Below are 20,352 nucleotides of genomic sequence, written 5' to 3'. Positions count from 1 at the left end.
AATCAAAATAGTTTACTAATTAACAATACTATAATTCCTAAAAAGGCAGCGATAAAAAAGCCAATCTTTACTTTTTCTACAATTGTATATTCTTTGGTCAAAACGACATTTACCTCATTATTATGATCGATATAATAACCTTTACGTCCCCCTCTGCGGACAAATGCCAGGCCATCAGAAAATGAATTAGCAATATTATATTGGAAAGGAATAGCCAAATTGTTATTCCTATCTATAAATCCCCATTTACCGGCTTTTTTAACAGCTGCAAGACCTTCACTAAAATCTTCGATGGCATCATATTCGAATGGAATAACTACCTCTCCTCCTTTATTAATACATCCGTATTTTCCATTCAGCAAAACCGTAACCAATCCTTCGGAGAAATCAGAGATATCTTCATAAATAAAAGGAATAACTTCATTCCCATTTTTATCTATTGCTCCGTACTTATCTCCTTTACCCAGTGTAATCCTACCATCTACACATCTACTTAAATCTAGTTTTCCATATATTAAGGGTACGACAATATTGCCTTTCATATCAATACATCCACTATACCCATCTTTACAAACAATTGCAACCCCGTCATTAAACTCCAGTATGCTATCGTATATACAAGGGATCACTTTATTGCCTGATTTATCTATAAATCCACCTCCTTCTTTTGTATAAACGCCACAGAGTCCTTCCGTAAACCAGTTTACTTCGTCGTATTCACATGGTATTACTTCATTGCCCATTTGATCAATGAATCCCCATTTGCCTTCAACATCCATCACAGCTGCAAGACCTTCGCAAAACATATCAACTTCTTCGTACTTCAGAGAAATAACTTCTTGACCCAATTTATTGATAAATGCTTTTTTATCTCCTTTAATTACATAAGCCAAGCCTTCACTGAAAGAATATCCGGTAGTATAAGAACACGGAATAATAAGCTCTCCACTTTTATTGGCGTAACCCATACCCGATTGTCGCGCTATTTGAACCATTCCGTCATTAAAATTAAACGGAAATAAAAATGGTAATGGTTTTTTATTTGTTATGCTCATCTTATTTTACTATCGAATCTATTTGACCATCTGAAAAGCAAGTAGTTATCTCATCTCCGCTTTTCAATACTTCACTTTGCTTTATTACCTTGCCTGCTTTCATAGTCAAGGTATATCCTTTCTTTAAAATATTCTCGGGAGAAGATAATTGTATATGTTTTTCCAATATTTGCAACTTGTTTGATTCATCTTTAAGTAATCTTTGTGTATTACGATTCAGAGACTCTTCTATTTGGAGGAAACGCTCTTCGTTCATTTTCAGCATTTGTTGCGATTTCTTACTAAGAACCTCTTCCAATAAATCAAATTTATTCATATTCTCGCGTTGTATACGCTGCATTCCTCTTATCAAAACAACTTTGGATGAAGATAGTATTGTTTGCTGTTCTCTATACCAACCTTTCAACACAAAAGAATTTTTAGTCTCAAAAACATTTAACTTTACATTTTCTTCCTGCAAACGTTGTACAACAGAAGAAACTATATCTTGTGATATTTCTGCTAATTCCAATGCGGTTTCGGCCAGATTATTAATTAAAAATTCGGCAACTGCCGTTGGAGTTTTAGCTCTAGTGTGCGCCACAATATCCAGAACCGTTTCGTCCCGTTCATGCCCTATTCCTGTAATAATAGGCAAGGAAAACTGCGCACAACTGGCTGCAAGCAAATAGGAATCGAAACAACTCAAATCGGAGGTTGCTCCACCACCCCGTATAATAACTACCACATCGAAACAATCCTGATATTCATATATACGCTCCAATGCTGAAATTACAGAATCTTCGGCTCTGTCGCCCTGCATAATAGCAGGAAATAATTTGGTATAGAATACAAACCCAAAGGCGTTTTTATGCAGTTGATCTAAAAAGTCTTCATATCCTGCTGCTGTTGGAGAAGAAATAATAGCAATTCTATTAGTAGGCAAAGGCAATTCCAATTCTTTATTCAGATAAAGGACTCCATCTTCTTCCAATTGTTTCAATATAGCGGCTCTGTTTAATGCCTGATCGCCGAGTGTATAGCTCGGATCTATATCGTAGACTGTCAGACTCAGACCATAAAGCTCATGAAAATCGACGCTCACTTGCACTAAGACTTTAAGTCCTGAAGAAAAACTCTGTTTTGTAGCGTTTTCAAAATAAGACCTAAGTAAATAGAAAGTATTTGCCCATATCATTCCTCTAACTTTTGCAACCAATGTTCTTCCGGATTGGTCTTTTTCGATAAATTCAAGATAGCAATGGCCGTTCTGATTAACACGCACATCGCTCATCTCTGCTCTTATCCAAAGCCGTTCGGGAATACTATCGCTTAGAACACCTTTTATAAGGCTATTCAGTTCATAGAGGGATATGGCTGAATTGTTCATTTTTTTCTTTTAGAGTCTTTGCTTTGTTGTATATTCTTCAATTCTTCTTTCTTAGCTACAAGAGCCTGTCCTAACTCCAAGGCTATTTTCATATCAGGAATACCATAGCCATAGTCGCGGTCAGGGGTTTCATAATTATCTGAAGCTTGTTTTATAATAGTAAGAATCTCAATATTGGTTAGACTCGGCAACGCCTGCCAAAGACAGGCAGCCATTCCACTCATGATTGGAGAGGAGAATGAAGTACCCGATTTACGAGTAACCAATCCTTTATCATCAACTACTATCGATCCTGCTCCTAAAGCCATAACATCCGGTTTAATACGAAGGTCCGCCGTTAAGCCTCTCGAACTGAATGGAGCGATGGTGGAATCTCTTTTTATGGCACCGACAGTCAGCACATTAAAAGCATCGGATGGCGGAGTTATCTTTTCCCATTCCGAATCACCTGAATTTCCCCCACTGACAATGATGAGCATCCCTTTTTGAGTAGCTCTCTCTGCCGCACGAGTTATATATGATGTTTTCCCATCAATGTCCTTATGCGTATAACTTTTAGCGGGGCTATCGAAATTATTATATCCCAAAGACGTATTTACAACTGCAACTCCTACACTATCCGCATATTCAACAGCAGTTGCCCAATAGTCTTCTTCTATAGGAAATTCACTGCGAGCGTCTTCAGAACCCAATAACCAAAATGCTGCTTGAGGTGCTGTACCTACAAACTGCATTGGTTTGTTAGTACCTATGCAAGACAATACATTCAATCCATGCTGGTTTGCGTTATTAAACAAATCTTCATTTTCATATACAAACCCTTTAGAACCAAGTATCGTCAAATTATCGAGCATCTCTATTTGAGGCAAATGGTTAAATCCGGCATCTATAACAGCAATATCTATTCCTTTACCCTTGAATCCTGCGTCATGTAAATATTGTCCGTTATTGATTTTTATATTATCCACAGACTTGGAATAATAGTTTCCGAAAGAAATGGTCTCCAATGCAGGATATCTAATTATACTATCGTTTATCAACTCTCCTTTTGGCTTTCCTTTCCACACAAATAATGCATCAGATACAAATGGCAGTTCTTTTAGTTTTTCGATCATCATGCTATCGGTACAATGGACAGCAACTGTACCCAACCATTTACTCTTTGCAACAACGACTCCTCCCAAATCTTCTATGGCTTTCAAATAGTCGTCCGAAATAGGCAGATCTGTTTTATCTATTGGCAGATTTTGTTTCTGGCGGCGTTCTATGGCCTTAGAAGACAGAAATTCTGATGGCTTATCTATCGTATAGGCAGTTTGCCCTTTGTCTTTTAGTGTTAAGCGAAATTTGTAATTATAGCTCTGCGCAAATAAAGCAGAAACTATAAAAAGCAGAATGCATAGCAAAGGAATCTTCTTCATGTTTATTATATGTTTTATGCAAAAATAAAGATAATAGTTCTTAGTTGTTCGTTTTGTAATAATATAATTAGACCTGAACTCACTACCTGAATCAGGATTTTTAGATAAAGAGGAAAGATATAATTTAAATCTTCTGTATCAAAAATAAACATCAATTGTAAAAATAATTTACATAATAAAAAATGACAAAAACACATAGAACACTATGTATAAGCACCTTATAATTTATGGCATAGATTTGACATAATATATTCTATATGAATAATTACAAATTAAAAACATACAATTATGAAAACAACTATTTTAACTTCAGTATTCGCCGTATTAGTATCAATAATGAATCTTAATGCTAAAGAGACAAAAACTTATAGCAATGTTGGAAGTAATGAATCAGGTATAACAAAAGAATATATTACACTAGAGGGAAAGACCTTAGTTCCTCAAGAGAAAGTTTGCTACTTCTATGATAAAAAAGGAAAAATCCTTACGAGAACATTGAGTATATGGGACAAGGAAAAAGGTTGGATCAATTGTGGTATACATAAATACCAATATAATGAAGTAAATAAGTTAGCGAGTATGACTTATACAAAATGGAATAATAATAAAGAAAAGTGGTCTGAAAAGATGGACATGATTATCTATTTATATGGTGATAATAATGAGCTGCTATCTGTTAAGCAAATAAAGGAAGTAAATAATACTGATAACATAAACGATCTCATTACTCTAAAATAATCCGTCGTTAAAGTTTTAAAATAAATGGGGATGGCATGACTGCCATCCCCATTTATTTTATAAAAGTATATATTAATTTAATTGCTAAAACATTGGGCCACCACCTCTGCCGCCTCTTCCACCTCCAGGAGGACCATATCTGCGACCACCGTCATACTCCATATCACTACTCTTCGCTCCTCCTTTGAAAGATTGGAAGCGAATAGTAAGGCCTACTATAAAATAACTGCTGATCGTATTATAGGTGCTATAAGTTATATTGTTTGCGTTTGAGCTACGGGATATATTACTTTGATCCTGTAGTATATCGTATATCTTAAAGCGTAAAGTGGCAGGAAGATTAGTCGTACCCGCATCTTTTTTTATTTTTATGTTAAATTCTTTTGCTAGCGAAGCATTCCATATCCATGAGTTTTCCTGATAACCTCCTGAATAACCTGAATTAGATGAATAATTCAAGTCACTTTCAAGCACAAAATTATATGGTAAATACCATGAGAAATCACCGCCACCTCCATAATTATAAATTTCCTGATTTTTAAGTGATTCATTTAGATTTGAGGACAAAGAGTTTCTTGTATTTTCATAAGATATACTTCCTCTAATATTAAACTGAAATTTATCTGAATTGAATTTCAGACCTAACCCCTCATTTATGCCATAGGTATTAGCTGTGTTCTTTTGAGGATCACCGCCATTACGATCTGTAATAAAAGTATTATCCCTGCTATAATTAGCAAATGTACGAGTATTGATAGAAAAGCGTTTGTTCCTCAATGGAGTATTATACATAAACATTAGTCGACCTGTCATATTTCCATCAATGTTCTCATAAGTTGTATTTCGGCTATTGCCTTCTCCAATACGGGTAATAGAAGCAATCGCATTTGTGGTATATCTGATATCGGCAAAACTCATAATAGATGACGCTTTCTCTGCCATATATTTTTGATAACGGATATTCAACCTATGTTCAAAACTAGGTTTCAAATTCGGATTACCTCGTGTAGTATCTGTAGCACTCTGGGTAATAATACCATCATATAACTGATCCGTAGATGCCTGATCTGTTTGCCCGTTATACCTTATCCGAAGATTATGCCGCTTATCCCACAAATAATTCAATTCCACCCTTGGAGCAAAATTGATAAAATTTCGTGCTCTATCTTTATTTTCTTTCATATTAGGCTGTACAACGGATGTTTGCGAACGCGAAGGTTCTAATCCCACCCCTACTGTATAATTATATTTTTGGCGACGAGCCTGAAAGTTTAATGATATATTCTGATTTAAAAAGTCGTTCTTTGTAATACGAGTATAATCTTCTGCGATGACTGTATAGTCTTTAGAAGCATCTTGTTCATATGTTTTCTTATCTGTTTCAGAATGGGTGTTTCTTATATTATAAGCTAGTTCAAGAAAATTATTCCTCCCTATAGGCTCTAGATATGACAAACGTGTTCGCCAATTATAACTGTTGTTTTTCTGATTATAAATCTGATCCTGAATTTTTGGTTCTTCTGCCTTATTGTAATAATCAATTTCTGAGTAAGTTATACCGTCAGTGTCTCCATCAGATAATCCACCAGACAGTTCTACTGAAATAGATCTCCCCTTGCTATTTAGTTTCCTATTTATTAATAGATTTCCATCCAAGCCAAGAGTATTTCCTGCTGACGTTGATTTGGAATCAGATAAAAAATTATCACTTTCGTTCGACACACTTGTTCGCTCCGATTTTCCAAAAGAAAACTGATTATTCTTCGAATATGAGACATTTGGCCTAAATATGATATTAGTCAGGCTATCCGGTTGCCATTCGAATTTAAACCTTCCGTTCATATTTTTATTATTATTGTTTTGGAAGGAAGTTTTATTCTCAACCATATCACTACTTGTATATGTTATGTTGCTCATTGTTTCCACATCGTTATCAGTTCCTCTATACTGAACATCACCATCGTATTTAAATTTCTCTGAAGGTTCCATTGCAATATTCACGCCTCCCATTGCTGTTTCGGTAAGGCCTCGGTTTCTGCCCCAACCACGTCCTCCTCCGCCACCTCCGGCGTTGTTATTATTATTAAAATTTCCTAAAGCAGAAAGTCTGTTGTCATTTCTGGCAATATTTACGAAACCATTTCCTTCATAACGGTCTTTATTTCCATATCCTCCCGATACGGAGCCCATAACTCCTTCTTTCATCCCGGGCTTTACTACGAGGTTTATTACAGTTTGCTCTTCTCCGTCATCAAAGCCTGTAAGAAGAGCCATATCTGACTTTTGATCCAATACTTGTAACTTTTCAACCATTCTAGCAGGCAGGTTCTCCGATGCAGTTTTAGGATCTTTACTAAAAAAATCCTTGCCATCAACTAATATTTTAGAAATATCCTTTCCATTTACAGTTATTTTTCCTTCCGAATCTATCTCCGCTCCCGGCAGTCTCTTTATCAGATCTCCTAAAACTGCGCTTTCCTGCACTTTGTAAGCAGATGCATTATATTCAGCGGTATCTCCTTTTATTATTATTTCGGGAGCTTTAGCTTCTACTGTCGCCTCTGCTAACATGATTCCGTCTTCTTTTAAATATATATTCCCTATAGAAGTTTTATCATGGGTATTCACATTTACAAATTGTTCCAGATAGCCTAGAAAAGAAATATGTAAAATGTATTTTCCGGGCTTTACTCCAACACTAAACTTCCCCGATTCATTCGTCACTGCACCTGTAATATAAGTGCTGTCTGTTTCGTTCAATATGCGAATACTTGCTAATTCGATGCCATCTTTTGTCGCATCATCAAATATTGCGCCTTTTATATTTACAGTCTGAGCTTGTGCACTTAATTGAAAGAAGATACACAAAAATAAAAGTAGGGGAATATACCTTTTCATTATTTCCTTATTAAAAACAGTTTTATTTACTTGATGAGATATGACTAAATATTTTACAAAAGGTTTAAACCCATTCGTCTTTTTTAATAAAAAAGAAATATTTATCGTTTTATTTATTCATAAAAGATAAAAAGCCCAAAGAGATACCTTTACAAAAAAGCGTTATCTTTGTACTTAATATTTTACTAAAAACAAATACGATAAGGGTACTCTACTCTCTTTACATATGGCAAAAAAAACAGTTCAGAAAAAGAAGGCGCAAAGCAAAGGCGCCCAATTCTTAGAATTTATAAAAAAAGAGCGCACTAAATTCCTACTAGGAGTTTGTCTGGCTTTTTTAGGAGCATATATACTCTTGGGGCAGATATCTTTTTTTGCAACGGGAGCAGCTGACCAAAGTAAGGTAGTAAACAGATTCTTTCTGGATCTGATAACACATAAACAGCAAATAAATAACTGGACCGGTGTAGCGGGGGCATTTATCGCAGAAAAGTTTATAAATCAATGGTTCGGCATCTTCTCAATGCTCATTCCTGTATATCTGATATTGATGGGCCTTAAGCTAATGCGAGTAATTCAAATATCAGCAATCCGGTCTTTTTTACTCATCGCTTTTGCTATGATATGGGGTTCCATAACATGCGCTTTTGCACTTTCACCTCTTTTTGGAGACAGTCATATTATATGGGGTGGCGCTCATGGGCAATATATAGAAAATACACTTGAGGCCGCTCTGGGCATACCGGGAGTAATCATGGTTATATTATTATTGTTAATCATATTCCTGATTATAACAAAGAAAGCCTCGATGGAATTTTTCCGAGGATTATTTAAAAACCCATTAAAAAGTAATCAGACTAATGATGTAGATTCCGAACTTGAAAACTTCTACGAAGAAGAAATTGAAGATGAGGAACCCATCAAAGAGAAGAAGAGCTGGTTTAGTTTCTTGAAAAAGAAGAAAGAAGAAGGTGCGGAAATAGAAGACCCTCTTTACGACTCAGACACCCTTCCGATAGAAAAAACAAATGAAACGAAACCGAAGAAGGCTCCTATAAGTGTAAAAATAGATCAGGACTTCGAAATTATCGTTCCTAAAGATGAAGAGTCTATTCAACCTATAAATAATACTCAGCCGCCTGTTAGTCCAAATAAGAATACATCAGTAGAAACAGTAGACGACCTATTGCCCGAAGGGCTGGAAGGGGAAGAATTGGAAGAATACGACCCTACAAAGGACCTCTCAAATTTTAGTTTTCCATCTACAGATTTATTGAAAATATATGACACTACAGGCAAAGGGGTGGACATGGAAGAACAAAATGCCAACAAGAGTAAGATTATTACAACTCTACAAAATTATGGCATTGAGATAACTTCTATAAAAGCAACAGTAGGACCTACAATCACCCTCTATGAAATAGTACCAAAAGCCGGAGTACGTATATCAAAAATTAGAAATCTGGAGGATGATATAGCTCTAAGTCTATCTGCTTTAGGAATTCGGATTATAGCGCCTATGCCGGGTAAAGGAACTATCGGGATAGAAGTACCAAACAAAGATCCGCAAATAGTATCTATGCAATCGGTTATCGCATCCCGTAAATTTCAAGAGTCTCATTACGATTTACCTGTAGCTCTTGGAAAAACGATTACGAATGAGATTTTCATGTTCGATCTTTGCAAGATGCCTCACTTACTTGTAGCAGGAGCTACAGGTCAAGGTAAATCGGTCGGACTCAACGCGATTATAACATCTCTACTCTACAAAAAGCATCCTGCAGAAATGAAAATGGTGCTTGTAGACCCTAAGATGGTTGAGTTTAACATCTATTCGAGAATAGAGAATCACTATTTGGCTAAATTACCTGATGCTGAAAAAGCAATTATAACTGATGTATCGAAGGTAACTCAAACACTCAACTCTCTTACCAAAGAGATGGACGACCGTTACGAACTATTAATGAATGCCGGAGTACGTAATATTAAAGAGTACAATGAGAAATTTAAGAAACGGAGATTAAACCCTCTGAAAGGGCATAAATTCCTGCCTTATATTGTCGTTGTCATCGACGAGTTTGGTGACCTGATCATGACAGCAGGAAAAGAGATAGAAATGCCTATTGCACGTATCGCTCAAAAAGCACGTGCTGTCGGTATGCATATGATTATTGCAACGCAACGTCCTACTACAAATATTATTACAGGTACTATTAAAGCTAACTTCCCTGCACGTATGGCGTTCCGTGTAACATCACAGATAGATTCACGCACAATACTCGATATGTCGGGTGCAAACCAATTGATTGGACGAGGGGATATGCTGTTCTCGCAAGGAAATGATCTGGTGCGTATACAATGTGCATTCGTCGATACACCGGAAGTGGAAGGAATAGCCCAATACATCGAGAAACAACAAAGCTACGGACATGCGTTCGATCTGCCTGAATTTGTTGGAGAAGGTAGTGACGATAAGATCGGAAATATTGACATGAACGATAGAGATCCTCTGTTTGATGAAGCTGCTCGTCTGATTGTAGTACATCAGCAAGGTTCAACATCGCTCATTCAGCGAAAATTCTCGATAGGGTATAATCGCGCAGGGCGTCTTATGGATCAACTTGAAGCTGCCGGTATTGTAGGACCTACACAAGGAAGCAAAGCCCGTGAAGTCCTGATCGCTGACGAATATAGTTTAGAACAAAGATTAAACTCGTTTCAATAAATGATTTCGTCAAATTTAAACCTTTAGATACTAGATACAGTCAAATAATAATTGAATACTGAATTAAGATTTATAATAACATATGAGAACTAAACTATTTACATTATTTATACTATTTGCATTTAATATAAATATATCGGCCCAAAATGCTCGAAATATATTAGATAGAGCTTCCGAAACCTACAATAACGCGGGTGCTGTTACAGCGAGTTTTACTCTCGATACGAAAGATCTGAAAGCAAAGGAAAAATACAGCTATGATGGCAAGGTGAGTATGAAGGGAAACAAGTTTAAAATTGAAATACCTGATGCTATAACATGGTTTGACGGAACCACTCAATGGGTTTACGTAAAAGATACAGAAGAAGTCAATATAAGTAACCCGACAGGTGAAGAGCTACAAGCTATAAGCCCATCCGTACTTTTCAGTATATACAAAAAAGGGTTTAACCTCTCTTACAAAGGAGTGAAAAGAATAAATGGCAAAACAGTTGATGAAATCGAACTAACCCCTCAAAAAAAAGGAGGCGACTTTAGCAAAATAGTAGTTGAGATAGATCAGTCTAATAATTTATTCTCAAAGATATCAGTTACTGATAAATCAGGGCTTCTCAATGTACTGACAATAAGAAATTATCAGAAAGGGGTGGGAATTGCCGATAGTGTATTCCAGTTTAACAAAAACGAATATCCAAGAGCTGAAATAGTAGATCTTCGATAGACAATATGATAGATAGATTCTGTTTATCATTCTATAAAAATTAAGGAATAAATAAACTTTGAATCAATAAGTATTTTCGATATCTTTGCATTCAATATAAACAAAACATATAAACATAAAAACATGAACGAAAAAGTACGCTGCCTGATAATCGGTTCAGGTCCTGCAGGATATACTGCTGCTATTTACGCATCGCGAGCAAATCTATCACCTGTTTTGTATGAAGGAATACAACCGGGAGGTCAGCTAACAACGACTACAGAAGTCGAAAACTTCCCAGGTTATCCTGAAGGTGTTACCGGCCCTGAGTTAATGGAAGACTTAAAGAAACAAGCTACTCGTTTTGGCGCGGATATACGCAATGGAATCGCTACATCTGTAGATTTTAATTGTTATCCTAAGAAAGTAGTTATCGACGGAGAAAAAACAATAGAAGCCGATACCGTAATTATATCGACAGGAGCAAGTGCAAAATATCTGGGATTAGCAGATGAAGCAAAATATGCAGGAATGGGTGTGTCAGCATGTGCTACTTGCGACGGATTCTTCTATCGCAAAAAAACCGTTGCCGTAGTTGGTGGTGGAGACACAGCATGTGAGGAAGCAATATACCTATCCGGACTGGCAGAGAAAGTTTACCTTATTGTTCGTAAGCCTTACTTGAGAGCTTCTAAGGTTATGCAGGATAGAGCAATGCAAAACCCCAAAATAGAAGTATTGTTTGAATGTAATGCTGTGGGGCTCTTTGGCGAAAATGGTGTAGAAGGTGCACATATCGTAAAACATATGGGTGAAGCGAATGAAGAAAAGTTCGATATTAAGATAGACGGATTCTTCCTAGCAATCGGCCATAAACCAAACACAGACATATTTAAAGGGCAAATCAATCTTGACTCTGTTGGATACATAATCACAGAACCGGGAACGCCGAAAACCTGTGTAGAAGGTGTATTCGCAGCAGGCGATGTTGCCGATCCTCATTATCGCCAAGCTATTACGGCAGCTGGAACCGGTTGTCAGGCTGCTATAGAAGCTGAAAGATATCTGAGCGAAAAAGGACTATAAAAACTCCTATTAAAATAAAAATCAAAGCCTATAGACTTTTCTGTAGGCTTTTTTTATACTTTTGAGAATTATTATCTTCTATTAAAATGGGTTGGAAAGATTATTTCTATTTTCAAAAGCGAGACAAGACTGCAATTATACTCTTACTTATCCTCATTGTTTTAAGTTGCGGGATATATATTGTAACAAAACCAGATAATAAAGAGAAAGTAAAACTAAATACAGAAAGTAAACATAACTCCGATGTACAACCGGATGTACAAACCCAGAAGGATGAAATCAAAAATATCAAAGAACGAATTGAGCCAAAGCAATCCAGGTATCCTTATCAGGAAAAACTTAAGCCCGGAGAAACAATTGAACTAAATAGTGCGGATACTTCTAATCTGAAGAAAGTACCCGGAATAGGCATCGGTTTTGCTAATAAAATTGTAAAGTACCGAAGTTCTCTCGGAGGATATGTAGACATCGCCCAACTGAAAGAAGTCTGGGGCATGGATGATGATTTATACAACAAGATCACACCATATATCACTATCATTCCCAAAGCTAAAATGATAAAGATAAATTCCGCAGATTTTCAGGAATTAAATAAACATCCGTATATCAATTATAAACAAGCTCAGATAATAACAGATATACGCGAAAGAAAAGGCAAAATAGAATCCATTCAGCGACTCACACTTTTAGAGGAGTTTACAGAAAAAGACATAACTCAGCTTAAACCTTATCTCACCTTCGATTAGATATAATACTCGGCTAAGTCCACTAAGCCGGCTCGCATAGCGTACTTTATAGCCTCATGGACATTGTTTACCTCAAGCTTTCGAAATATATTCTTACGATGAGTAATTATAGTATGGAAACTAAGATTTCTCTTAGCTGCAATCTCCTTAGTTGTTCTTCCTAATGCCATTTCCTTGAGAATCTCTTTCTCAGTAGCAGTCAGTATATGATCTAAAGAATCTGTTACAGGCTTTTGTACTTGCAAAAGCTGATTTGTAACCCGCGCACAAATAAAACGCTCTCCACGAAATACATGAACCAATCCCATATTGATTTCGTCCAGCTCACAAGATTTCAGGACGACACTATAGGCTTCGCTACTAATAATCAACCGTCGCAGAAAGTCATAACTCAACTCGTCTGAAAACAGCATCCACCGTGATTCGGGAAAACGATAACCAATATTCAATAGTTCATCTACACTTCCAAAATCGGAAAGAGTATAATCGAGTATTACTACTGCGTTGGGACATGATGTTAAAGATTTGATCAGATCTATTTTTGTATCGGAAAAGATCAGAGAAGATGCTTTTTCGATTCCTTCTACAAGCGTTTGTATACCTACACGTGTAATATCTTGTTTATCTGCTATAATTACATCTTTCATCACAACTAACTAAATGATACATATAAACTCAAAGATAGTTATTTCTGATCGAAAAACTTCGAAAAGAATAGCATTTGATAATCGAGCGCATTATTCCAATATGTATGGGTATGAGCTCCCGGACGAATTATATAGTCATGAGGAATATTACGATACAGCATTTCCTTATGTAATTCTTCATTTACCTGATAAAAGAAATCATCTTTGCCACAATCGATAATTATCGATAATGTATTAGGTTCGATTTTATCCAATTGAGTAATCACAGTATATCGGTCCCATATCTCAGTATTTTCTTTATATCTTCCTAATCGCTTCTTCATGTCCCAATTGTTGGGAAACGGACGAATATCAACTCCCCCACTCATAGCCCCACAGGCTCCGAACACATCAGGATGGTTAATTCCAAGCCATAAGCCACCATGGCCACCCATACTAAAACCGGTTATCGCTCTGCCTCTCGGGGTAGCAACCGTATGATAATTCGTATCAATATACTTCACCAATTCGCTGCTAATATAAGTATCAAACTGAAATTTAGGATCGATAGGACTATCCCAATACCAACTATCTTGTCCATCAGGGCAGACTACAATCATCTGCCATTTCGAGGCATCCTGAGGTAACGCCTTTTTTGTAAATGTTGCCCATGTATCATACTTTCCACTATATCCATGTAATAAATAAAGTACAGGATATTGTTTGTCATTATTTGCTTTATCGTATCCGGAAGGCAAGATTATAACATTCTTGATATTCCGTCCCATTTTAGGACTGAATACTTCAATTGTATCTACTGTTTGAGCATTTATTGAACTCAAAAGAAACGCAAAACAGAGAAATAGGGCACTTAATTTTTTCATTGTTTTTCTAATGTTTTTAACTAAAAGGTGACAAAGGTTACACTTTTTATAGTAATAATTTAAAATAATCTCTAACCCGAAATAATTAAAGGTCAATATCATTATATATAGATAAAGATATTGTTATCAGTTTATTCATCTTTTTTTCCAAAAGATTTCTTTATCCACCCGGGAACAATTAAAGCACCAACGAGTAAATAATTATAATATGTAAGCAATCGCCAGAGCAAAATTACAACAGGCACAATTCCGGCCAAAGGAATAAACTCACTTAAATATTGCTTAAAAATAAACTCCGTAAATCCACTGCCTCCCGGTGTAGGGCTTACAACCATCACGACCCACATCACAAACTGACGGGCAAAAATCAAAAGATTATCGTGTACTTCAAAGAATGCCATGAATATAGCATTAACAACCAGATATCGAGAGCACCACGACAGTATGGTCGCTGTAATAAGAGGTATCCAATACGACTTTCTCTTACCGCGTATTTCACGCGAACTCACTATAATATCATCGCCTACTTTGACAGCGCTTTTATGCCAACGCCTAAGAAATGGCAAACGAAATATCTTTATAATCAACCAACGTATAGTTTGCGGTTTGAAGAATAAACCTATTATCAATAATGTACATAAAGCCATTTTAATAATGTAGGCTACGATAAAAAGGATGAGCACACCCGATCCCAAAGCGGTATCATTGGCAAATAATGTATGAAAAGGTAAACAAAAAAGCAGTATCGGAAATGTAACAATAAAAAACATTTCGTCTAAGAGTAAAGTAACAAACACCATCATTGTACTTCGCCCCACAGGAATACTTTCTTTAGCCAAGAATACTACAGCCATACTTGACCCTCCTACTACCGAAGGAGTTATAGCAGTACCAAATTCTGCCAGTAATGTGACTTTTATACATTGCTTCCACGACAATTGTTTTTCAGTAAGGTATCGGTAACGAATCGTAAAACCGGCATCTCGCCCCAACATAAAGCAAAAGGCAATAATGATCCAAAAAACAGTATGTCCTGTAATAGATATTTGCTTCAGATCGGATAAATTGAACTCCCGGCTAAACATATAAGCAATAACCCCTAACCCAATAAAAGTGGGTAGGAGAACTTTCCATATACTAAATCCTTGTATTTCTTTCCCCATCACTAAATCGCTGCAAACGTACAAAAATAAGAAAACATTTCGTCTTTTTCTTTTCTTTTGTACATTTACATAAAAGAATAAAACACATGATAGAGTTACCTATATATTCCGAAAGAATTACACTAAGGGCGATACAAGAAACTGATGCGCACGACATTTTTTCATATCGTTCTCTTCAGGAAGTCGCCAGATTTCAATATTGGGAACCTTTTAATATAGAAAAAGCAAAATCTTTTGCCATATCATGCAGTAGTCCTCAAACAAATAAATATGGAGAGTGGATTGGACTGGCAATAATCACCGAAGGCCAATTCATTGGAGATTGTTCTTTGAAGTTTGAAAAGCATTTTGCCGAAGTAGGATGCAATATTTCACCCAAATTTCAAGGTTTCGGATATGCAAAAGATACGCTAAATATTTTATTATCAATAGCTTTTGAAGATTCTTCTATTGATGAAGTGATAGCTATAACCGATTCTGAAAATCTAGCATCTATAAAGCTTTTAGAATCGTTGGGTATGACGAAAGTTTTAGATTTCAAGAATCAGATTATTTGCAAAGGGAGTAAATGCATCGAATATAAATATTCAATTGAAAGAACAGTGTGGAATAATACAAAAAATGGCTAAGAACTATTTTCAAATAGTAAAAGCTTTTGTATTTAAACTTATAGATAGATACAAAAAGAGCAAACTTAAATATCGAATAGGCATACCTATCTGTTTGGTGCTGCTTATATGGTATATATTATGCCTGCCATCCCCTCTGTTCCACGTACCTTATAGCACGGTTGTATCCGACAGGCATGAAGAGCTACTCGGAGCGCGCATAGCCGATGATCAGCAATGGCGCTTTCCCACATCCGATTCTATTCCTGAGAAATATAAAGTCTGCCTGATAGAATTTGAAGATCAATATTTTTATTATCATTGGGGTGTAAATCCTTTAGCAATAGTCCGCGCCATAAAACAAAATATAGCCGGAGGAAGAATTGTTAGTGGGGCCAGTACTATAACTATGCAAACAATTCGCCTGTCACGTAAAGAGAGCCGCACTTTTGGCGAAAAGTTTATAGAAATGATCCTTGCTACCCGTTTAGAATTTTCATACTCCAAAGATGAAATACTGAATCTTTATGCCTCGCATGCTCCTATGGGTGGAAATGTAGTTGGAATAGACGCAGCATCCTGGAGATACTTTGGGCATCAGGCTACAACATTATCATGGGCTGAAGCTGCAACACTGGCAGTATTGCCGAACTCTCCGAGTCTAATGCATTTTGGACGAAATAGAGACAAGTTGCTGAATAAAAGGAATAAGTTATTAGAACAATTGTATAACCGAGGGATATTAGATAAAATAGATTATGAACTGGCAATTGCCGAACCATTACCATATCAGCCACATACTCTTCCACAGATAGCCCCGCACCTTGTAACAAAGATCTATAAAGAAGAAGGCGGAAAACACATTACATCCACTATCGACCTGTCTCAACAGGGACGCATAGAAGCTATACTGGAACGATGGAATGCCGAATTTGCTCAAAATGGCATTAAGAATATAGCAGCAATAGTATTCGATGTACAAAGAAACGAGGTTGTCGCTTATTGTGGTAATGTAAACTTTGAGGATAAGTCTTCCGGTAATCAGGTGGATATCATTCAAGCTCCACGCAGCACAGGAAGTATTTTAAAGCCTTTTCTTTATTGTGCAATGATACAAGAAGGGCAACTCCTCCCCGACCAATTATTACCTGATGTACCCATTAATCTGAATGGATTTGCACCTAAAAACTTTAGCCTAAAATACGACGGTGCTGTACATGCCTCTGAGGCTTTGGCTCGCTCCTTAAACGTACCATATGTTGTTTCTCTTCGCAAATACAATGTGCCTAAATTTTACAACCTATTGAAAGGGGCCGGTATGACCACCTTAAACCGTTCTGCCTCTAATTATGGACTCTCACTTATTTTAGGAGGCGCTGAAGGCAAGTTATGGGATATCAGCTATATGTATTTACAAATGGCTCAACAATTGAACCTATACAACGATAAAGACAAATACGATGCGCTAGCACAGCCATCATATGTTCTAAATAAGGATAATAATAAACAAAGCAGTAAAAATCGCACCTCTTTATTCTCACCTGGAGCTATTTGGCTAACATTCGAGGCTCTGACAAATGTAAATCGACCTGAAGAAATAGACTGGCAATCAATACCATCTATGCAAAAAATAGCATGGAAAACAGGAACTAGCTTTGGCTTTCGAGACGGATGGGCGGTAGGTATTAATCCCAAATATGTAGTCGGAGTATGGGTTGGCAACTCTGACGGGGAAGGCCGTCCAGGCCTTACTGGCGCACGTACTGCAGGCATGGTTATGTTTGATGTATTCAATGCATTACCTCAAAGCCGTTGGTTTACTAAACCCGATGATGATCTAATAAAAACAGAGATATGTAACGAAAGCGGCTGTTTAAAAAGTATGAACTGCCCTGACTCTAGTATTGATACAGTATGGGTTAGTAAGAAAGGTATAAATGGAGCTGTATGCCCTTACCATAAGCTTGTACATCTTTCTGAGGATATGAAATATCAGGTATATGAAGATTGTGCCGGTAACAGAGGGATTATGCACACTTCATGGTTCATACTGCCTCCTTCTTGGGAATGGTACTATAAAGAACAACACCCAGAATATAAATCTTTGCCTCCTTATTCTCCCGAATGCAGCGAAGATTCTGAGATTAAGCTAATGGACTTCATCTATCCTTTTCCAAATGCTATCATCAGCCTTCCTAAACAATTGGATGGCAGTGCTGGGCAATTAATTTTTGAATTGGCTCATCGTTCTCCTAATAATCGTGTATTTTGGCATCTTGATGGGAAATATATTGGTGAAACGAAAGATTTTCATAAAAAAGAGTACAGACCGGAAAAAGGACAACACATTTTGACTGTTGTTGATCAAACAGGAATCAGCCTAACTACAAAATTTTCTATTAAGTAAAAAAAATATCATCTTAACACAATATTATTTTCAACTCATACACAACAACTTAATCCCTAAAATGTTTTTTTATTGTATTTATTTATCTTTTTTTAATTTAACGATGCAACGTTTTTCATTCTTTAGCATCTTATAAATAGAAAGTAAATAAATATAACATTTACTTACGAAATCAAGACTTCCCAACCTTTCACATTTTTTATAAAACTACCAAAGAATTGTTTTTGCATATCTTATGCAACAATTTAGAGTTCTTTAGAAGAACTAGCCCAAATAAAAAAAGTATCCTGATCAGGATACTTTTTTTATTTATACAGATTAGGATATTAATCCTTATTCTTCTGTCTTAGGTTTTTCCTCTGTAGCTGGAACTTCTGGAGTCACTTCATCTACTATCGGTGCAACTTCAACCTCTTCAGCTTTAGCTTTTTTAGCAGATTCTTTAACTGCTACAGGTTGATCAGCATTTTTCTTAGCTGCAGATGATCTACGAGTTCTACCTTTTGATGCTGCTGCTTTTTTCTCTTTCAGCATGTTCTCATTATAATCAACCAATTCTATGAAGCACATTGCTGCATTATCACCTAAACGGTTACCTGTTTTGATGATACGAGTATATCCTCCCGGGCGATCAGCTACCTTCTGCGAAATATTTTGGAATAATTCTGTCACAGCAGCTTTACTCTTATCGCTATTAATTTGAAGGTCTTGAAAAACCAAACGTCTTGAATGAGTAGTATCTTCTTTCGATTTGTTGATCATTGGCTCTACAACCTTACGCAAAGCCTTAGCCTTTGCTACAGTTGTAAAGATACGTTTATTAGGACTCATGAACAAAGAGATACACATATTAGCCAACATAGCATTTCTATGCGAACTCTTACGCCCTAAATGGTTAATTTTTTTATTATGTCTCATGTCGCTTATTAATCTTTATCTAATTTATATTTAGAAATGTCCAAACCGAAGGATAAGCTCAAGCTATCCAATAATTCATCAAGCTCAGTAAGAGATTTCTTTCCGAAGTTTCTGAATTTAAGAAGATCATTCTTATTGAATTGCACTAACTCACCTAATGTTTCTACTTCTGCCGACTTCAAACAGTTGAGAGCACGAACCGAAAGGTTCATATCAGCCAACTTAGTTTTCAGTAACTGACGCATATGTAGAATCTCTTCATCAAATTCTTCGTTACCATCTACTTCACTTTGTTCTAGAAGGATTTTCTCATCAGAGAACAACATGAAATGGTGTATAAGAATCTTAGCTGCTTCTTTCAAAGCATCTTTTGGGTGAATAGATCCATCGGTTGCTATTTCTATCACAAGTTTCTCATAGTCCGTTTTTTGTTCTACACGATAGTTTTCGATCGCATATTTTACATTACGGATTGGAGTATAAATAGAATCAATAGCTATAACATTAACATCGTCGGACAGATTGCGATTTTCATCAGCAGGCACATACCCACGGCCTTTGTTAATATTCAATTCGATTTGGAAGCTCGCGCTCTTGTCAAGGTGACAGATTTCCAGATCAGGGTTTAAAACTTCAAATCCTGACAGATGCTTGCCAATATCTCCAGCTTTGAATACATCGGCCCCTGAGACAGTAATACTTACTTTCTCATTTTCGATCTCTTCTACGATCTGCTTGAATCGAACTTGTTTTAAGTTCAGAATGATATTTGTAACATCTTCTATAACTCCCGGTACTGTGGCAAATTCATGCTCGACACCGTCGATTTTTATAGAAGTGATAGCAAAACCTTCAAGAGACGAAAGCAGAATACGGCGCAAAGCATTACCAACGGTAATACCATAGCCAGGTTCTAACGGACGAAATTCGAATTTACCGAAAAAATCATCCGCTTCTAACATCAATACTTTATCCGGTTTTTGAAATGCTAGTATAGCCATGAATTTA

At 36.4% G+C, this 20,352-nt stretch carries 16 protein-coding genes; 7 read left to right on the top strand and 9 right to left on the bottom strand.

Going from position 1 to position 20,352, the window contains the following annotated elements; translation table 11 throughout:
* Positions 1-2: 2 nt before the first annotated feature.
* Genes JGH11_RS00295 through JGH11_RS00285 form a run of 3 tightly spaced genes read right to left on the bottom strand, consistent with a single transcriptional unit; the run spans position 3 to position 3,845 of the window.
* Complete coding sequence (locus JGH11_RS00295) at positions 3-1,055, bottom strand: WG repeat-containing protein (RefSeq protein WP_201109556.1); 1,053 nt, start codon at positions 1,053-1,055, stop codon at positions 3-5.
* Between the two features lies 1 nt (position 1,056).
* Entirely contained in the window at positions 1,057-2,424 is a 1,368-nt protein-coding gene (gene xseA, locus JGH11_RS00290; RefSeq protein WP_201109555.1) for an exodeoxyribonuclease VII large subunit, read from the bottom strand.
* Positions 2,421-3,845 (bottom strand): S8 family serine peptidase, encoded by a 1,425-nt coding sequence (locus tag JGH11_RS00285; RefSeq protein WP_201109554.1) that lies wholly within the window; start codon positions 3,843-3,845, stop codon positions 2,421-2,423. The genes xseA and JGH11_RS00285 overlap by 4 nt, the downstream gene beginning before the upstream one ends.
* A gap of 288 nt (positions 3,846-4,133) precedes the next feature.
* Between JGH11_RS00285 and JGH11_RS00280 the strand changes: the two genes are divergently transcribed.
* The gene (locus JGH11_RS00280; RefSeq protein WP_201109553.1) at positions 4,134-4,583 is read left to right on the top strand and encodes a DUF3836 domain-containing protein; all 450 of its coding nucleotides are present in this window, start codon (positions 4,134-4,136) and stop codon (positions 4,581-4,583) included.
* 84 nt (positions 4,584-4,667) lie between these two features.
* On the opposite strand, the gene JGH11_RS00275 is transcribed toward JGH11_RS00280, so the two are convergent.
* Positions 4,668-7,481 (bottom strand): TonB-dependent receptor, encoded by a 2,814-nt coding sequence (locus JGH11_RS00275; protein ID WP_201109552.1) that lies wholly within the window; start codon positions 7,479-7,481, stop codon positions 4,668-4,670.
* 226 nt (positions 7,482-7,707) lie between these two features.
* Here JGH11_RS00275 and JGH11_RS00270 point away from each other — a divergent pair, with 226 nt between their 5' ends.
* The 4 genes from JGH11_RS00270 (at position 7,708) to JGH11_RS00255 (ending at position 12,738) form a co-directional block, all read left to right on the top strand.
* The gene (locus JGH11_RS00270) at positions 7,708-10,206 is read left to right on the top strand and encodes a DNA translocase FtsK (RefSeq protein WP_201109551.1); all 2,499 of its coding nucleotides are present in this window, start codon (positions 7,708-7,710) and stop codon (positions 10,204-10,206) included.
* Between the two features lie 82 nt (positions 10,207-10,288).
* Positions 10,289-10,927 carry a LolA-like putative outer membrane lipoprotein chaperone gene (locus JGH11_RS00265; protein WP_201109550.1) on the top strand — a complete coding sequence of 213 codons (639 nt, stop codon included), beginning with the start codon at positions 10,289-10,291 and terminating at the stop codon, positions 10,925-10,927.
* Positions 10,928-11,050: 123 nt separating this feature from the next.
* Entirely contained in the window at positions 11,051-11,992 is a 942-nt protein-coding gene (gene trxB, locus JGH11_RS00260; RefSeq protein ID WP_201109549.1) for a thioredoxin-disulfide reductase, read from the top strand.
* A gap of 86 nt (positions 11,993-12,078) precedes the next feature.
* Positions 12,079-12,738, top strand: a complete 660-nt coding sequence (locus JGH11_RS00255) for a ComEA family DNA-binding protein (RefSeq protein ID WP_201109548.1) — start codon at positions 12,079-12,081, stop codon at positions 12,736-12,738.
* Here JGH11_RS00255 and JGH11_RS00250 read toward each other — a convergent pair.
* The 3 genes from JGH11_RS00250 to JGH11_RS00240 all read right to left on the bottom strand — a co-directional run bounded on the left by JGH11_RS00250 (position 12,735) and on the right by JGH11_RS00240 (position 15,411).
* Positions 12,735-13,385 carry a response regulator transcription factor gene (locus tag JGH11_RS00250; RefSeq protein WP_201109547.1) on the bottom strand — a complete coding sequence of 217 codons (651 nt, stop codon included), beginning with the start codon at positions 13,383-13,385 and terminating at the stop codon, positions 12,735-12,737. The genes JGH11_RS00255 and JGH11_RS00250 overlap by 4 nt on opposite strands.
* Positions 13,386-13,423: 38 nt before the next feature.
* Entirely contained in the window at positions 13,424-14,248 is an 825-nt protein-coding gene (locus JGH11_RS00245) for an alpha/beta hydrolase family protein (RefSeq protein ID WP_201109546.1), read from the bottom strand.
* Positions 14,249-14,379: 131 nt separating this feature from the next.
* A complete protein-coding gene (locus tag JGH11_RS00240; protein ID WP_201109545.1) occupies positions 14,380-15,411 on the bottom strand; it encodes a lysylphosphatidylglycerol synthase transmembrane domain-containing protein in 1,032 nt (343 codons plus the stop codon).
* Positions 15,412-15,497: 86 nt separating this feature from the next.
* On the opposite strand from JGH11_RS00240, the gene JGH11_RS00235 reads away from it, so the two are divergent.
* Positions 15,498-16,040: a GNAT family N-acetyltransferase gene (locus JGH11_RS00235; RefSeq protein WP_236263811.1), complete on the top strand. Its 543-nt coding sequence runs from the start codon at positions 15,498-15,500 to the stop codon at positions 16,038-16,040.
* Positions 16,033-18,426, top strand: a complete 2,394-nt coding sequence (gene pbpC, locus JGH11_RS00230) for a penicillin-binding protein 1C (protein ID WP_201109544.1) — start codon at positions 16,033-16,035, stop codon at positions 18,424-18,426. Before JGH11_RS00235 ends, pbpC begins: the two co-directional genes overlap by 8 nt.
* A gap of 333 nt (positions 18,427-18,759) precedes the next feature.
* Here pbpC and rplQ read toward each other — a convergent pair whose 3' ends face one another.
* Entirely contained in the window at positions 18,760-19,344 is a 585-nt protein-coding gene (gene rplQ / locus JGH11_RS00225; protein ID WP_201109543.1) for a 50S ribosomal protein L17, read from the bottom strand.
* An 8-nt stretch (positions 19,345-19,352) separates the two neighbouring features.
* Positions 19,353-20,345, bottom strand: a complete 993-nt coding sequence (locus JGH11_RS00220; protein WP_201109542.1) for a DNA-directed RNA polymerase subunit alpha — start codon at positions 20,343-20,345, stop codon at positions 19,353-19,355.
* Between the last annotated feature and the right edge of the window lie 7 nt (positions 20,346-20,352).

Origin of the sequence: Dysgonomonas sp. Marseille-P4677 (genome assembly GCF_016652235.1) — a bacterium.
Taxonomy (GTDB): Bacteria; Bacteroidota; Bacteroidia; order Bacteroidales; family Dysgonomonadaceae; genus Dysgonomonas.
Note: the sequence above shows the minus strand (reverse complement) of the source record. Positions and strands in the feature narration are given on the sequence as shown.

Coding starts and splice junctions, on each gene's coding strand:
- JGH11_RS00295 (WP_201109556.1), bottom strand. CDS start 1,055: ATGAGCATAACAAATAAAAAACCATTACCATTTTTATTTCCGTTTAAT.
- xseA (WP_201109555.1), bottom strand. CDS start 2,424: ATGAACAATTCAGCCATATCCCTCTATGAACTGAATAGCCTTATAAAA.
- JGH11_RS00285 (WP_201109554.1), bottom strand. CDS start 3,845: ATGAAGAAGATTCCTTTGCTATGCATTCTGCTTTTTATAGTTTCTGCT.
- JGH11_RS00280 (WP_201109553.1), top strand. CDS start 4,134: ATGAAAACAACTATTTTAACTTCAGTATTCGCCGTATTAGTATCAATA.
- JGH11_RS00275 (WP_201109552.1), bottom strand. CDS start 7,481: ATGAAAAGGTATATTCCCCTACTTTTATTTTTGTGTATCTTCTTTCAA.
- JGH11_RS00270 (WP_201109551.1), top strand. CDS start 7,708: ATGGCAAAAAAAACAGTTCAGAAAAAGAAGGCGCAAAGCAAAGGCGCC.
- JGH11_RS00265 (WP_201109550.1), top strand. CDS start 10,289: ATGAGAACTAAACTATTTACATTATTTATACTATTTGCATTTAATATA.
- trxB (WP_201109549.1), top strand. CDS start 11,051: ATGAACGAAAAAGTACGCTGCCTGATAATCGGTTCAGGTCCTGCAGGA.
- JGH11_RS00255 (WP_201109548.1), top strand. CDS start 12,079: ATGGGTTGGAAAGATTATTTCTATTTTCAAAAGCGAGACAAGACTGCA.
- JGH11_RS00250 (WP_201109547.1), bottom strand. CDS start 13,385: ATGAAAGATGTAATTATAGCAGATAAACAAGATATTACACGTGTAGGT.
- JGH11_RS00245 (WP_201109546.1), bottom strand. CDS start 14,248: ATGAAAAAATTAAGTGCCCTATTTCTCTGTTTTGCGTTTCTTTTGAGT.
- JGH11_RS00240 (WP_201109545.1), bottom strand. CDS start 15,411: ATGGGGAAAGAAATACAAGGATTTAGTATATGGAAAGTTCTCCTACCC.
- JGH11_RS00235 (WP_236263811.1), top strand. CDS start 15,498: ATGATAGAGTTACCTATATATTCCGAAAGAATTACACTAAGGGCGATA.
- pbpC (WP_201109544.1), top strand. CDS start 16,033: ATGGCTAAGAACTATTTTCAAATAGTAAAAGCTTTTGTATTTAAACTT.
- rplQ (WP_201109543.1), bottom strand. CDS start 19,344: ATGAGACATAATAAAAAAATTAACCATTTAGGGCGTAAGAGTTCGCAT.
- JGH11_RS00220 (WP_201109542.1), bottom strand. CDS start 20,345: ATGGCTATACTAGCATTTCAAAAACCGGATAAAGTATTGATGTTAGAA.